The organism is Szabonella alba (genome assembly GCF_016765775.1).
Lineage (GTDB): Bacteria > Pseudomonadota > Alphaproteobacteria > Rhodobacterales > Rhodobacteraceae > Szabonella > Szabonella alba.
In genome coordinates this window covers 82,133-97,010 of record NZ_JAESVN010000006.1, presented here as the reverse complement: position 1 = coordinate 97,010, position 14,878 = coordinate 82,133, and the positions used below count along the sequence as shown (strand labels likewise).

Annotated in this window: 11 protein-coding genes; 10 read left to right on the top strand and 1 reads right to left on the bottom strand. The window is 61.7% G+C overall.

All coding sequences use genetic code 11. The features are described from left to right. Nucleotides 1-29: 29 nt before the first annotated feature. The 7 genes from nusG to rpoC all read left to right on the top strand — a co-directional run bounded on the left by nusG (nt 30) and on the right by rpoC (nt 11,752). A complete protein-coding gene (nusG, locus tag JL811_RS14340; protein ID WP_202689394.1) occupies nt 30-563 on the top strand; it encodes a transcription termination/antitermination protein NusG in 534 nt (177 codons plus the stop codon). 98 nt (nt 564-661) lie between these two features. Continuing rightward, nucleotides 662-1,114 (top strand): 50S ribosomal protein L11, encoded by a 453-nt coding sequence (gene rplK, locus JL811_RS14335; RefSeq protein WP_202689393.1) that lies wholly within the window; start codon nt 662-664, stop codon nt 1,112-1,114. A 3-nt stretch (nt 1,115-1,117) separates the two neighbouring features. Next, a complete protein-coding gene (gene rplA, locus JL811_RS14330) occupies nt 1,118-1,813 on the top strand; it encodes a 50S ribosomal protein L1 (protein ID WP_202689392.1) in 696 nt (231 codons plus the stop codon). Between the two features lie 267 nt (nt 1,814-2,080). After that, nucleotides 2,081-2,596 (top strand): 50S ribosomal protein L10, encoded by a 516-nt coding sequence (rplJ, locus tag JL811_RS14325; protein WP_202689534.1) that lies wholly within the window; start codon nt 2,081-2,083, stop codon nt 2,594-2,596. Between the two features lie 66 nt (nt 2,597-2,662). Continuing rightward, nucleotides 2,663-3,040 (top strand): 50S ribosomal protein L7/L12, encoded by a 378-nt coding sequence (gene rplL / locus JL811_RS14320; RefSeq protein ID WP_202689391.1) that lies wholly within the window; start codon nt 2,663-2,665, stop codon nt 3,038-3,040. 258 nt (nt 3,041-3,298) lie between these two features. Further along, nucleotides 3,299-7,432 carry a DNA-directed RNA polymerase subunit beta gene (gene rpoB, locus JL811_RS14315; RefSeq protein ID WP_202689390.1) on the top strand — a complete coding sequence of 1,378 codons (4,134 nt, stop codon included), beginning with the start codon at nt 3,299-3,301 and terminating at the stop codon, nt 7,430-7,432. Between the two features lie 90 nt (nt 7,433-7,522). Then, complete coding sequence (rpoC, locus tag JL811_RS14310) at nt 7,523-11,752, top strand: DNA-directed RNA polymerase subunit beta' (RefSeq protein ID WP_202689389.1); 4,230 nt, start codon at nt 7,523-7,525, stop codon at nt 11,750-11,752. A 489-nt stretch (nt 11,753-12,241) separates the two neighbouring features. Here rpoC and JL811_RS14305 read toward each other — a convergent pair whose 3' ends face one another. After that, a complete protein-coding gene (locus tag JL811_RS14305; RefSeq protein ID WP_202689388.1) occupies nt 12,242-12,598 on the bottom strand; it encodes a YigZ family protein in 357 nt (118 codons plus the stop codon). 181 nt (nt 12,599-12,779) lie between these two features. Here JL811_RS14305 and JL811_RS14300 point away from each other — a divergent pair, with 181 nt between their 5' ends. The 3 genes from JL811_RS14300 to rpsG all read left to right on the top strand — a co-directional run bounded on the left by JL811_RS14300 (nt 12,780) and on the right by rpsG (nt 14,876). Beyond that, complete coding sequence (locus JL811_RS14300) at nt 12,780-13,700, top strand: DMT family transporter (protein ID WP_202689387.1); 921 nt, start codon at nt 12,780-12,782, stop codon at nt 13,698-13,700. Between the two features lie 322 nt (nt 13,701-14,022). After that, on the top strand, nt 14,023-14,394 hold the full coding sequence (rpsL, locus tag JL811_RS14295) for a 30S ribosomal protein S12 (protein WP_136393618.1): 372 nt from the start codon (nt 14,023-14,025) through the stop codon (nt 14,392-14,394). An 11-nt stretch (nt 14,395-14,405) separates the two neighbouring features. Beyond that, nucleotides 14,406-14,876 carry a 30S ribosomal protein S7 gene (rpsG, locus tag JL811_RS14290; protein WP_202689386.1) on the top strand — a complete coding sequence of 157 codons (471 nt, stop codon included), beginning with the start codon at nt 14,406-14,408 and terminating at the stop codon, nt 14,874-14,876. Nucleotides 14,877-14,878: the final 2 nt, after the last annotated feature.

Here is a 14,878-nt window from a genome sequence, read left to right as displayed (position 1 = left end):
GTTGCCCGGTCAGGACAGGTGGCTTCGGCATGGCAAAGCGGTGGTATTCGGTGAGCGTTCTCTCGAATTTCGAGAAGAAGATTGCCGAGCAGATCAAGACTGCTGTGGCCGATGCGGGGCTGGAGGACGAGATCGAGGAAGTTCTCGTTCCGACCGAAGAGGTGCTGGAGGTCCGTCGCGGCAAGAAGGTCACGTCCGAGCGGCGTTTCATGCCCGGCTATGTGCTGGTGCGCATGGAAATGACGAATCGCGGCTATCACCTGATTTCCTCGATCAACCGCGTCACCGGCTTTCTGGGCCCGCAGGGCAAGCCGATGCCGATGCGCGATGCCGAGGTGAATGCGATCCTCAACCGGGTTGAAGAGGGCGAGGCCGCGCCGCGCAACCTGATCCGTTTCGAGATCGGCGAGAATGTGAACGTGACCGACGGACCCTTCGAGGGCTTCTCGGGCATGGTCGAAGAGGTTGATGAGGAGCATGGCCGCCTGAAGGTCACCGTGTCGATCTTTGGCCGGGCAACGCCGGTCGAACTGGAATTCACGCAGGTGACGAAAGCCGCCTGACGTGCAAGCCCGTGGGAGGCGAGGGCAGCGCCCGGACCGCACCACTAAACTTCGTCACCGGCATGGCGCCGGGACGGCAGTGACAAAGGAGAGGCCAGATGGCCAAGAAAGTAATCGGGCAGCTGAAGCTGCAAGTGAAGGCCGGACAGGCCAACCCCTCCCCGCCGGTCGGCCCCGCACTGGGCCAGCGCGGTCTGAACATCATGGCCTTCGTCAAGGAGTTCAACGCCCGGACTGCGGACATGGAGCCGGGCACCCCGACGCCTGTCATCATTACCTATTATCAGGACAAGTCTTTCTCGCTTGAGACCAAGACCGCTCCGGCGTCGTTCCTGCTGAAAAAAGCGGCCGGCCTGCCCCCCGTCGGCAAACGCAACCGTGCCAAAGGCTCGGCCAAGCCCGGCCGTGAGGTCGCGGGTTCGGTCACTGTCGCACAGATCCGTCAGATCGCCGAAGCGAAGATGAAGGATCTGAACGCGGTCGATATCGAGGGCGCAATGCAGATCATTCTTGGCTCGGCCAAGTCCTGCGGCATCGAGATCAAGGGGTAAGTTATGGCGAAGCTTGGAAAACGGACGCGCGCGGCGCGGGACGCCTTTGCCGGCAAGGACGTGCTGTCGATCGAGGATGCGGTGGCGCTGATCAAGAAGGCGGCTTCGGCCAAATTCGATGAGACCGTCGAAATCGCGATGAACCTGGGCGTTGACCCGCGTCACGCCGACCAGATGGTGCGCGGCGTGGTGCAACTGCCGAACGGCACGGGTAAAACCGTCCGCGTCGCGGTGTTCGCACGGGGCGCCAAGGCCGATGAGGCCAAGGCCGCCGGTGCCGATATCGTCGGCGCCGAAGACCTGATGGAGACGATCCAGCAAGGCAAGATCGAGTTCGACCGTTGCATCGCGACGCCGGACATGATGCCGATCGTCGGTCGTCTGGGCAAGATCCTGGGCCCGCGCAACCTGATGCCGAACCCCAAGGTGGGTACGGTGACGATGGATGTCGCGGCAGCCGTGGGCAATGCCAAGGGCGGTGAAGTCCAGTTCAAGGTCGAAAAGGCCGGGGTCATTCATGCCGGGATCGGCAAAGTGTCCTTTGACGAGGGCAAGCTGGCCGAAAACGTCCGCGCCTTCGTGGATGCGGTGACCCGTGCGCGCCCGACCGGCGCCAAGGGCACCTATGTCAAGAAGGTCTCGCTCAGCTCCACCATGGGGCCGGGCGTGGCGCTGGATCTCGCCACTGCGGCGAAGTGATTTTCCGGGTGCGGGGATGACCCGCACCCGAACTGAATTCCCGGTCCCTTCGGGGGGCGGGATGGGCAGGCGGCAACGCCTGCTCCTGTCCGAGAAGGCGGGTGGTGCGCAAACACCGTAATTCCTGCCCGAGATGGGGAAGCGAGACGTTTCAGCCGGGGCTGTCCCCGGGCGATCTGGCCTCGGTCCCTCATACGGACCCGAACGCCCCGCATTCGCGGGGCAGATGAGAGCCGGGGGGAAACCCCCATGACTTGGAGTGAACCTGTGGATAGAGCCCAGAAAGAGAAAGTGGTCGAGGAACTCGGCCAGATCTTTGAAAGCTCTGGCGTGGTTGTGGTCGCACACTATGCCGGTATCACGGTCGCACAGATGCAGGACCTGCGCGCGCAAATGCGCGAAGCTGGCGGGTCCGTTCGCGTTGCCAAGAACAAGCTCGCCAAGATCGCCCTCGAAGGGAAGCCCGCTGCAAAGATGGGTGACCTGCTGACGGGTATGACCGTGATGGCCTATTCCGATGACCCCGTCGCTGCGGCGAAGGTTGCGGATGCCTATGCCAAGAAGAACGACAAGTTCGTGATTCTGGGCGGGGCAATGGGCGACACGATCCTGGACCCGGCCGGTGTGAAAGCCGTGGCCGCCATGCCGTCGCGTGAAGAGCTTATCGCTCAGATCGTGTCCTGCATCGGTGCGCCCGCCTCTAACATCGCCGGTGCCATTGGCGCGCCTGCTTCGAACATCGCAAGCATCCTGTCGACCATTGAGGAGAAGGCTGCCGCCTGATCCTGATGCCGGTATGGGGTTGAACCCTGCCTGTCGGAACCCATCTAACCTGAACGGAACTGTAAAATGGCTGATCTGAACAAACTCGCCGAAGAAATCGTTGGTCTGACCCTTCTGGAAGCCCAGGAGCTGAAAACCATCCTGAAAGACAAATACGGCATTGAGCCCGCTGCTGGCGGCGCCGTCATGATGGCTGGCCCTGCGGCTGGCGCTGCTGCGGCCCCGGCCGAAGAGCAGACTGAGTTCGACGTCGTGCTGACCGATGCCGGCGCGAACAAGATCAACGTCATCAAAGAAGTCCGCGCGATCACCGGTCTGGGCCTGAAAGAAGCCAAGGACCTGGTCGAAGCGGGTGGCAAGGTGAAAGAGGCCATCTCGAAGGCCGACGCCGAAGCCATGAAGAAGAAGCTGGAAGAAGCCGGCGCGAAAGTCGAACTGAAGTAATCGGTTCGATGCGTCAGGCATCGAAGGTCTGAATACCGGCTGGGCGCGGATCCTTCCGCGCCCGGCTATCTGCGTCTTGTAAACCCGTCCTGGCAGTGGCTTGACACGACAAGCCCCTTCCAAGGCGCGGTTTCAGGTTCGGGAGCCTTCCGGTGGGACGGGGGGCATGAATGGAACCTGATCCCCCTATCGCCAGCGGTGCGGCCCCGTAGCCCGACGGGACCGGCACCGGCGAAACGATGAAAGGTGACGATGAGCATGGCTCAGAGCTACGTTGGTCAGAAGCGTATCCGCCGCTACTTCGGCAAAATCCGCGAAGTCCTCGAGATGCCGAACCTTATCGAGGTTCAGAAATCCTCTTACGATCTGTTCCTGAAATCGGGCGACGGCCCGAAGCCGCAAGATGGAGACGGTATTCAGGGCGTGTTCCAATCGGTTTTTCCGATCAAGGATTTCAATGAAACCGCCGTTCTGGAATTCGTGAAATACGAACTGGAAAAGCCTAAATACGATGTGGACGAATGCCAGTCCCGCGACATGACCTATGCGGCACCGCTGAAGGTGACGCTGCGTCTGATCGTGTTCGATGTCGACGAGACCACGGGCGCACGGTCGGTCAAGGACATCAAGGAACAGGACGTCTTCATGGGCGACATGCCCCTGATGACCTCGAACGGCACGTTCATCGTGAACGGCACCGAACGGGTTGTCGTCAGCCAGATGCACCGCTCTCCGGGCGTATTCTTCGACCATGACAAGGGCAAGACCCATTCCTCGGGCAAGCTGCTGTTCGCCTGCCGGATCATTCCCTATCGCGGGTCGTGGCTGGATTTCGAATTCGACGCCAAGGACATCGTCTTTGCGCGCATCGACCGCCGTCGCAAACTGCCGGTGACGACGCTGCTTTATGCGCTTGGCATGGATCAGGAAGGCATCATGGATGCCTATTACCAGACCGTCAGCTATCGTCATGAGAAGAACCGCGGCTGGGTTACCCGTTTCTTCCCCGAGCGCGTGCGCGGCACCCGCCCGGCCTTTGACCTTGTCGATGCGGCCACCGGTGAGGTGATCTGCAAGGCGGGCGACAAGATGACGCCGCGCATGGTCAAGCAACTGATCGACGCGGGCAAGGTGACGGAACTGCTGCTGCCCTTCGATCAGATCCTTGGCAAATATGTCGCCAAGGACATCATCAATGAAGAAACCGGCGAGATCTGGGTCGAAGCCGGCGACGAACTGACGATGGAATACGACCGCGACGGCGAAGTGAAGGGCGGCTCGCTGAAGGTGCTGCTGGATCAGGGCATCACGGACATTCCGGTGCTGGACATCGACAATGTCAATGTCGGCCCCTATATCCGCAACACCATGGCGGCCGACAAGAACATGGGCCGCGATACCGCGCTGATGGACATCTACCGCGTCATGCGTCCGGGCGAACCGCCGACGGTCGAGGCGGCGTCGTCGCTGTTCGACACGCTGTTCTTCGACAGTGAGCGGTATGATCTTTCGGCCGTGGGCCGGGTCAAGATGAACATGCGTCTGGATCTGGGCAAGCCCGATACCCAACGCACGCTGGACCGTGAGGATATCATCGCCTGCATCAAGGCGCTGACCGAACTGCGCGACGGCAAGGGCGAGATCGACGATATCGACCATCTGGGCAACCGCCGCGTCCGCTCGGTGGGCGAGTTGATGGAAAACCAGTATCGCGTCGGCCTTCTGCGCATGGAACGCGCGATCAAGGAACGCATGTCCTCGGTCGAGATCGACACGATCATGCCGCAGGATCTGATCAACGCGAAACCGGCCGCCGCTGCGGTGCGTGAATTCTTCGGCTCGTCGCAGCTGTCGCAATTCATGGACCAGACCAACCCGCTGTCGGAAGTCACCCACAAGCGCCGTCTTTCGGCGCTTGGGCCGGGTGGTCTGACGCGCGAACGCGCGGGCTTTGAGGTGCGCGACGTTCACCCGACCCATTACGGCCGGATGTGCCCGATCGAGACGCCGGAAGGTCAGAACATCGGTCTGATCAACAGCCTCGCCACCTTCGCGCGGGTCAACAAATACGGCTTCATCGAGACCCCCTACCGCAAGGTGGTGGATGGCAAGGTGACCGATGACGTGGTCTATATGTCCGCGACCGAGGAAATGCGCCACACGGTTGCACAGGCCAACGCCAAGCTCGATGACGAGGGGCGTTTCGTCAATGATCTGGTCTCCACCCGGAAAGGGGGGGAGTTCATGCTCAACCCGTCCGAGGCGGTTGACCTGATCGACGTTTCGCCGAAGCAGCTTGTGTCGGTCGCGGCCTCCCTGATCCCGTTCCTTGAGAATGACGACGCGAACCGGGCACTGATGGGCTCGAACATGATGCGTCAGGCGGTTCCGCTGGTGAAGTCCGACGCGCCTTTCGTCGGCACAGGCATCGAGGGCGTCGTGGCCCGCGATTCCGGGGCCGCCATCATGGCGCGCCGCGCAGGCGTCATCGACCAGGTTGATGCGCAGCGGATCGTTGTGCGCGCCACCGAGATGCTGGAACCGGGTGAGCCGGGCGTGGACATCTACCGTCTGCGCAAGTTCAAGCGGTCCAACCAGTCATCCTGCATCAACCAGCGTCCGCTGGTGAAGGTGGGCGATCTGGTGCACCGCAATGAGGTCATCGCCGATGGCCCCTGTACGGATCTGGGCGAACTGGCGGTGGGGCGGAACATCATCGTCGCCTTCATGCCGTGGAACGGCTACAACTACGAGGACTCGATCCTGATCTCGGAACGCATCCTCAAGGATGACGTGTTCACCTCGATCCATATCGACGAATATGAGGTCGCGGCCCGGGACACGAAGCTGGGACCGGAAGAGATTACCCGCGATATCCCGAATGTCGGTGAGGAAGCCCTGCGCAACCTTGACGAGGCGGGCATCGTCTATATCGGCGCCGAAGTGCAGCCGGGCGACATTCTGGTGGGCAAGATCACCCCCAAGGGCGAAAGCCCGATGACGCCCGAGGAAAAACTGCTGCGCGCGATCTTCGGGGAAAAGGCCAGCGATGTGCGCGACACGTCCCTGCGTCTGCCCCCGGGCGCCTATGGCACGATTGTCGAGGTGCGGGTGTTCAACCGGCATGGCGTCGACAAGGACGAGCGCGCGCTGCAGATCGAGCGTGAGGAAGTCGAACGCCTGAGCCGCGACCGTGATGACGAGCTGACCATTCTGGAGCGCAACATCTATGCGCGCCTGAAAACGCTGATCCTTGGCAAGACCGCCGTGAAGGGGCCGAAAGGCGTCAAACCCGGTTCGACCATCGACGAGGACCTGCTGGGCACGCTGAGCCGTGGCCAGTGGTGGCAGCTTGCCCTTGGTGAGGAAAGCGAGGCCAAGGATGTCGAGGCCCTGCATGACCAGTTCGAGGCGCAGAAACGCGCGCTTGACCACCGGTTCGATGACAAGGTCGAAAAGGTCCGTCGCGGCGACGATCTGCCTCCGGGCGTGATGAAGATGGTCAAGGTTTTCGTCGCGGTGAAGCGCAAGCTGCAGCCGGGCGACAAGATGGCAGGACGTCACGGCAACAAGGGTGTGGTGTCGAAAGTGGTCCCGATGGAGGATATGCCTTTCCTGACGGATGGCACCACGGTCGATATCGTACTGAACCCGCTGGGCGTGCCGTCGCGCATGAATGTCGGGCAGATCCTTGAAACCCATATGGGCTGGGCCGCACGCGGTCTGGGCATCAAGATCGACGAGGCCCTGCAGGGCTATCGCCGCAATGGCGACCTGACCCCGGTCAAGGAAGCCGTGCGTCTGGCTTACGGTGACGAGACCTATGAGGAAGCCTTTGCCCATCAGGGTGAGGAAGCCTTTGTCGAACTGGCCTCGAATGTCACCGGCGGCGTGCCGATCGCGACCCCGGTCTTTGACGGTGCGAAAGAGGCGGATGTGAATGACGCCCTGCGCCGGGCCGGTTTCGATGAATCGGGCCAGTCCACTGTGTTTGACGGCCGCACGGGGGAACAGTTCGCCCGTCCGGTGACCGTGGGCGTGAAATACATGCTCAAGCTGCACCACCTTGTCGATGACAAGCTGCATGCGCGTTCGACCGGGCCGTACAGCCTTGTCACGCAGCAGCCCTTGGGTGGTAAGGCGCAGTTCGGTGGTCAGCGTCTTGGGGAAATGGAGGTCTGGGCCCTTGAGGCATATGGTGCCGCCTATACCCTGCAGGAAATGCTGACGGTCAAATCCGATGACGTGGCGGGCCGGACCAAGGTCTATGAAAGCATCGTCAAGGGCGAGGACAATTTCGAGGCCGGGGTTCCGGAATCGTTCAACGTCCTTGTCAAGGAAGTGCGCGGCCTCGGCCTCAACATGGAACTCCTGGACGCGGAGGAGGAGTGACCGGCTGGCGGGTGATCCCCGCCCTTCGGCCCCCTGCGGCGGCGGGCATCAGCCCGCCCCGCACCCCCGCCCCCTTTCAAGGATGATGAAATGAACCAGGAACTTAGCACCAACCCGTTCAACCCGGTTGCGCCGGTCAAGACCTTTGACGAAATCAAGATCTCTCTGGCTTCGCCGGAGCGGATCCTGTCGTGGTCTTACGGTGAGATCAAGAAGCCGGAAACCATCAACTACCGCACGTTCAAGCCGGAGCGTGATGGCTTGTTCTGCGCCCGTATCTTCGGGCCGATCAAGGATTACGAATGCCTTTGCGGCAAATACAAGCGCATGAAATATCGCGGCGTCGTCTGCGAGAAGTGCGGCGTTGAGGTCACGCTGCAAAAGGTGCGCCGTGAACGCATGGGCCATATCGAACTGGCCGCGCCGGTCGCGCATATCTGGTTCCTGAAATCGCTGCCCTCCCGCATCGGTCTGATGCTGGACATGACGCTGCGCGATCTGGAGCGGATCCTTTATTTCGAAAACTATGTGGTGATCGAGCCGGGTCTGACCGATCTTACCTATGGCCAGCTGATGACCGAGGAAGAATTCCTCGACGCGCAGGACCAGTATGGCGCGGATGCCTTCACCGCCAATATCGGCGCCGAGGCGATCCGTGAGATGCTGGCGGCAATTGATCTGGATTCGACCGCCGAACATCTGCGTGAAGAGCTGAAGGAAGCCACGGGCGAGCTGAAGCCGAAGAAGATCATCAAGCGTCTGAAGATCGTTGAAAGCTTCCTTGAATCCGGCAACCGCCCGGAATGGATGATCCTGACCGTGCTGCCGGTGATCCCGCCGGAACTGCGCCCGCTGGTGCCGCTGGATGGGGGCAGGTTTGCCACGTCCGACCTGAACGACCTCTATCGCCGGGTCATCAACCGCAACAATCGTCTGAAGCGGCTGATCGAGCTGCGTGCGCCCGATATCATCGTGCGCAACGAAAAGCGGATGCTGCAGGAAGCGGTCGATGCGCTGTTCGACAACGGCCGTCGTGGCCGGGTCATCACGGGCACCAACAAGCGCCCGCTGAAATCGCTGTCCGACATGCTGAAGGGCAAGCAGGGCCGGTTCCGGCAGAACCTGCTGGGCAAGCGGGTCGACTTCTCGGGCCGTTCGGTCATCGTGACCGGGCCCGAACTGAAGCTGCATCAATGCGGCCTGCCGAAGAAGATGGCGTTGGAGCTGTTCAAGCCCTTCATCTATTCGCGTCTGGAGGCCAAAGGGCTTTCCTCGACCGTGAAACAGGCGAAGAAGCTGGTCGAAAAGGAACGTCCCGAGGTCTGGGATATCCTGGATGAGGTGATCCGCGAACACCCGGTCCTGCTGAACCGCGCGCCGACGCTGCACCGTCTGGGCATTCAGGCGTTTGAGCCGATCCTGATCGAGGGCAAGGCGATCCAGCTGCATCCGCTGGTCTGCTCGGCCTTCAACGCCGACTTCGACGGTGACCAAATGGCGGTGCATGTGCCCCTGAGCCTTGAGGCTCAGCTGGAAGCACGCGTTCTGATGATGTCCACGAACAACGTGCTGTCGCCCGCCAACGGCGCGCCGATCATCGTGCCGTCGCAGGACATGGTGCTGGGGCTTTACTACACCACCATGGAACGCAAGGGCATGGTCGGTGAAGGCATGGCCTTTGCCGATGTGACCGAGGTGGAACATGCGCTGTCCTCTGGCGCCGTGCATCTGCATGCCCGCATCACCGCGCGGATCAAGCAGATCGACGATGAGGGCAATGAGGTTCTGAAGCGTTATGAAACCACTCCGGGCCGGCTGCGGCTTGGGGCGCTTCTGCCGGTCAATGCCAAGGCACCGTTCGAACTGGTCAACCGCCTGCTGCGCAAGAAGGACGTCCAGAACGTCATCGACACCGTCTACCGCTATTGCGGTCAGAAGGAATCGGTCATCTTCTGTGACCAGATCATGACCATGGGCTTCCGTGAGGCGTTCCGTGCCGGGATTTCCTTCGGCAAGGACGACATGCTGATCCCCGACACCAAATGGGACATCGTGAACGAGGTTCGCGATCAGGTGAAGGAATTCGAACAGCAGTATATGGACGGTCTGATCACCCAGGGTGAGAAGTACAACAAGGTCGTCGATGCCTGGTCGAAATGTTCCGACAAGGTGGCGGGTGAGATGATGGCCGAGATTTCGGCGGTTCGCTACGACGATGCGGGTGCCGAGAAAGAGCCGAACTCGGTCTATATGATGTCCCACTCCGGGGCACGGGGTTCGCCTGCCCAGATGAAACAGCTTGGCGGGATGCGCGGCCTGATGGCCAAACCGTCGGGTGAGATCATCGAGACGCCGATCATCAGTAACTTCAAGGAAGGTCTGACCGTTCTTGAATACTTCAACTCGACCCATGGTGCGCGGAAAGGTCTGGCCGATACGGCGCTCAAGACCGCGAACTCGGGCTATCTGACGCGGCGTCTGGTGGATGTGGCGCAGGATTGCATCGTGCGGTCGCATGATTGCGGCACCGAAAACTCGATCACCGCTGTTGCGGCGGTGAATGACGGTGAGGTTGTCGCCTCGCTGGCAGAGCGGGTTCTGGGTCGGGTCGCGGCTGAGGATATCCTTGTGCCGGGCGCGGATGAGGTGATTGTCGCGCGGGGTGAACTGATCGACGAACGCCGGGCCGATCTGATCGACCAGGCGGGTGTCGCTTCGGCGCGCATCCGCAGCCCGCTGACCTGTGAGGCCGATGAAGGCGTCTGCGCCATGTGCTATGGGCGCGACCTTGCCCGCGGCACGCTGGTCAACCAGGGTGAGGCGGTCGGCATCATCGCCGCCCAGTCCATCGGGGAACCCGGCACGCAGCTGACGATGCGGACCTTCCACATCGGCGGTATCGCGCAGGGCGGGCAGCAGTCCTTCCTTGAGGCAAGTCAGGAAGGCCGGATCGAGTTCCGCAACCCGAACCTGCTGGAAAACGCCAATGGTGAACAGATCGTCATGGGCCGTTCCATGCAGATCGCGATCATCGACGAGGCCGGTCAGGAACGCGCAAGCCACAAGATCAGCTATGGCGCCAAGGTCCATGTGAAGGACGGGCTGTCGGTCAAGCGCGGCACCAAACTGTTCGAATGGGACCCCTATACCCTGCCGATCATCGCCGAAAAGGCGGGGGTTGCGCGGTTTGTCGATCTGGTTTCGGGCATCTCGGTGCGTGAAGATACCGATGATGCGACGGGCATGACCCAGAAGATCGTGTCGGACTGGCGGTCGGCGCCCAAGGGCAATGACCTCAAGCCTGAGGTCATCATCATGGACCCGGCCACGGGGGAACCCGTGCGGGGCGATTCGGGCAATCCGATCTCCTATCCGATGTCGGTGGATGCGGTTCTGTCGGTCGAAGACGGACAGGATATCAAGCCCGGCGACGTCGTGGCCCGGATCCCGCGCGAAGGCGCCAAGACCAAGGACATCACCGGGGGTCTTCCCCGCGTGGCGGAACTGTTCGAGGCCCGTCGTCCCAAGGACAACGCCATCATCGCCGAGGCCGATGGCTATGTCCGCTTTGGCAAGGACTACAAGAACAAGCGTCGCATCGCGATCGAACCTGTGGACGATACGCTTCAGCCGATGGAATACATGGTGCCCAAGGGCAAACATATTCCGGTGCAGGAAGGCGATTTCGTCCAGAAGGGCGATTACATCATGGACGGCAACCCGGCTCCGCATGACATCCTGCGGATCATGGGGGTCGAGGCGCTTGCCAATTACATGATCGACGAGGTGCAGGACGTTTACCGGCTGCAGGGCGTGAAGATCAACGACAAGCATATCGAGGTGATCGTCCGCCAGATGCTGCAGAAGTTTGAGGTTCTGGAATCCGGACAGACAACGCTGCTGAAGGGTGAGCATGTCGACAAGGCCGAACTCGAAGAGGTGAACTCCAAGGCGCACAAGCTGGGCCTGCGCCCGGCCGTGGCAGAGCCGATCCTTCTGGGGATCACCAAGGCCTCGCTGCAGACGCGGTCCTTCATCTCGGCCGCCTCCTTCCAGGAGACGACCCGCGTGCTGACCGAGGCATCGGTTCAGGGCAAGCGCGACAAACTGGTCGGGCTGAAAGAGAACGTCATCGTCGGCCGGCTTATCCCGGCAGGCACCGGTGGCGCCACGACCCGGGTCAAGAAGATCGCAGCCGACCGCGATCTGGTGGTGGTGGAGGCCCGCCGCAGCGAGGCCGAAGCCGCAGCGGCGCTTGCCGCGCCGGCGCTGGATGTCGCAGCCGACCCTGTCGAGGTTGCCGAAAGCCGCGACGAGTAAACCCGGACCTTCGGGTTACTGAACAGGGCAGGGCCCCCGCCGGAAACGGCGGGGGCCCTGTCGTTCTGAGCAGGGGGCATTCTGGGCAGGGGGGCATTGTCAATGCAGACCCTGTGGCGTTCCGGGGCAGGGGGCACCCCGCACCCGTCGGGTTGTTCGGGTGGGGTCGGATGATGGCGCCCGCGCCTTCACGGCCCGCTTGCCGGAAGCGTGCGGCAAATCCGGCTCGGCGGCTGACCGGTTCGCATCCGAAAAGGATGCCCGGAATACTGCAATCGAAGCGATCGAGACCAAGCGCGCCGTCAACTTCATGCCTGGCGACAACGTCATCCCGTTCCGAAAGGCCTGAGATCGCGTCAGGGACGGACCGCTTGCTGCACCTTCGGGTAACGCGCCTTTTCCCGCTGATGGAGTCCTCGAAGAGGCTGATCCCCGCAGCCATGGCAGACTGGAAATCAATATGAGCAGGACTGCGCTCGCTCGAACACCTCAACTGTCTCGCAAATGGTCGAGGTAGATCCGCACCGCGTCCTGCACATGTCGGAAACGGTCGCCGCCCAGATGCTTGCCGCCGAACCATCGCGTGACCACGACAACATGGTCGCGCAGCCCTTCGCGCTCCAGCATCCGCAAGATCACCATGCCTGCACCTGCCTCACCATCATCGTGCTTTATCGGGGTCTCAGCGGTCAACAACGCCCAACTGTTATGGGTCGCCTTGGCGAACTTCTTCTTTTGGCAAAGCGCCTTTATGAAGGACTTCGCCTCCTGCTCGGTGCTGCAGGGCCCGCCCGAGACTGCATATTTCGACCCACGGTCGCTGATGATGTTCTCAAGGATAAGCATGGGTCAGGCCTAACCTCCACGTCCCACGGCGGCAAGGTGATCGATTGCGAGAGGAAACGCGGCGTATTCTCTCGAACCTTGTAAGCGTCTGGAACGGTGCCGGTCTGTCCCGATCCCGTCAGCGCATCTTGACCTTTGCCACCGGCGGGGGAATGGATGGCAAGCAGCAGGGGAGGGCGCTTTGGCACTGTCGGACAATTCGCGCGGCATTCTGGCGATGAATGTCGCCATGGCGAGCTTCACACTCAATGATGCGATGATGAAACAGGCGACCGAAACGGTGCCCTTGTTTCAGGCCATCGCGATCCGGGGGATGCTGACACTCGGGGCGCTGCTGATCCTTGCGCGGATGATGGGACATATGCAATTCCGGGTGCCCGGACAGGATGGCCGAAGGCTGGGCTGGCGCACGCTGGGTGAGATCGGCGGCACGATCACCTTCCTTCTGGCTTTGCAGCATATGCCATTGGCCAATCTTTCCGCGATCATGCAGGTGCTGCCATTGGCGGTCACGCTGGGCGCAGCGCTGTTCATGCGCGAACAGGTCGGCTGGCGGCGGATGAGCGCGATTCTGGTCGGCTTTGCCGGGGTCATGCTGATTGTGCGGCCGGGCACCGAAGGCTTCAATCAATGGTCGGTTCTCGCGCTGGTCTCGGTCGGTTTCGTCGTGCTGCGCGATCTGGCGACCCGGCGGTTCTCGGCCTCGGTGCCCTCGGTGGTGATTGCGGTCTGGACGGCGGTTTCCATCACCCTGACCGGATTTGCGGGCCTTGCATTCGAGGATTGGGGGCCGGTCGGATCGGCCGATCTGGCGCGTCTTGCCGGGGCTGCGGGTTTTCTGGTGATGGGCTATCTCTTCGTGGTGATGGCGATGCGCGTGGGCGATGTGGCCCTGATCGCGCCCTTCCGCTATACCGCGCTGATCTGGGCGATCTTTCTGGGCTGGCTGACCTTCGGCAACCTTCCCGATGGCTGGACGCTGACCGGTGCCGGGATTGTCGTCGCAACCGGCCTTTACACCTATCTGCGGGAACACCGCCTGCAACGGCGGCTGGCGGCCAGCCGCGCCTCGATGACGGGGACAGCGACACCCGACCGCTGAGATGCCGCGGCCGGTCCCGATCCGCCGGTCCCCATCCGCCGGTCCGCGTCCCGGGGGCCGCTGTTGACATCCCCCGCGACTCCCCCTATACGCCGCTCACCCGGGGGTCCGCGCATGCGGATCTTCAGGTTCCAGTATTGAAGTGGTCAAGATCCGGGCCCTCTCTGCCCCGATCCTCTGTAATTCCACCGCGTCGTCCCTGCGAAGGAGACGGATGCGGTTTTGGCGTTTTCGTGAATGGGCACGGGGACGTCGTCGAGAAGCAGTGTGCCGGAACTACGATCCGGTACGAGTATTGACAGTTGCAACACGGGGAAAGTGTATGCCAACGATCCAACAGCTTATCCGCAAACCGCGGGAAGCGCGCGTTAAACGCTCCAAGTCTCAGCACTTGGAGTCCTGCCCGCAGAAACGCGGCGTTTGTACCCGCGTCTATACCACCACGCCGAAAAAGCCGAACTCGGCCATGCGGAAAGTCGCCAAGGTGCGCCTGACCAATGGTTTCGAGGTCATCAGCTATATTCCCGGTGAAAAGCACAACCTGCAGGAACACTCGGTTGTTCTGATCCGCGGCGGCCGGGTGAAAGACCTTCCCGGTGTGCGCTACCACATCCTGCGCGGTGTTCTGGATACCCAGGGCGTCAAGGATCGTCGTCAGCGCCGGTCGAAATACGGCGCGAAGCGTCCGAAGTGAGGTTTTGAGAGATGTCCCGTCGTCACGCCGCAGAGAAGCGCGAAATTCTCCCCGATGCCAAGTACGGTGATCGGGTTCTGACCAAGTTCATGAACAACCTGATGCTGGACGGAAAGAAATCCGTTGCAGAATCGATCGTTTACGGTGCGCTGGAACGCGTCGAGGGCCGCCTGAAGCGCGCGCCCATCGAAGCCTTCCATGAAGCGCTGGAAAACGTGAAACCCTCTGTCGAGGTGCGTTCGCGCCGCGTCGGCGGTGCCACCTACCAGGTGCCGGTCGAAGTGCGCATCGAGCGTCGTGAGGCGCTGGCGATCCGCTGGCTGATCACCGCCGCGCGCAAGCGCAACGAGCACACGATGGAAGAGCGTCTTGCCGCTGAACTGGCCGATGCGGTGAACAACCGTGGCACGGCCGTGAAGAAGCGCGAAGACACCCACAAGATGGCCGACGCGAACAAAGCGTTCAGCCATTACCGCTGGTAAGA

Bases quoted from the DNA above. Each gene is read 5' to 3' on its own strand.
- nusG (WP_202689394.1), top strand. From the start codon at position 30: ATGGCAAAGCGGTGGTATTCGGTGAGCGTTCTCTCGAATTTCGAGAAG.
- rplL (WP_202689391.1), top strand. From the start codon at position 2,663: ATGGCTGATCTGAACAAACTCGCCGAAGAAATCGTTGGTCTGACCCTT.
- rplK (WP_202689393.1), top strand. From the start codon at position 662: ATGGCCAAGAAAGTAATCGGGCAGCTGAAGCTGCAAGTGAAGGCCGGA.
- rpoC (WP_202689389.1), top strand. From the start codon at position 7,523: ATGAACCAGGAACTTAGCACCAACCCGTTCAACCCGGTTGCGCCGGTC.
- JL811_RS14305 (WP_202689388.1), bottom strand. From the start codon at position 12,598: ATGCTTATCCTTGAGAACATCATCAGCGACCGTGGGTCGAAATATGCA.
- rplA (WP_202689392.1), top strand. From the start codon at position 1,118: ATGGCGAAGCTTGGAAAACGGACGCGCGCGGCGCGGGACGCCTTTGCC.
- rpoB (WP_202689390.1), top strand. From the start codon at position 3,299: ATGGCTCAGAGCTACGTTGGTCAGAAGCGTATCCGCCGCTACTTCGGC.
- rpsG (WP_202689386.1), top strand. From the start codon at position 14,406: ATGTCCCGTCGTCACGCCGCAGAGAAGCGCGAAATTCTCCCCGATGCC.
- rpsL (WP_136393618.1), top strand. From the start codon at position 14,023: ATGCCAACGATCCAACAGCTTATCCGCAAACCGCGGGAAGCGCGCGTT.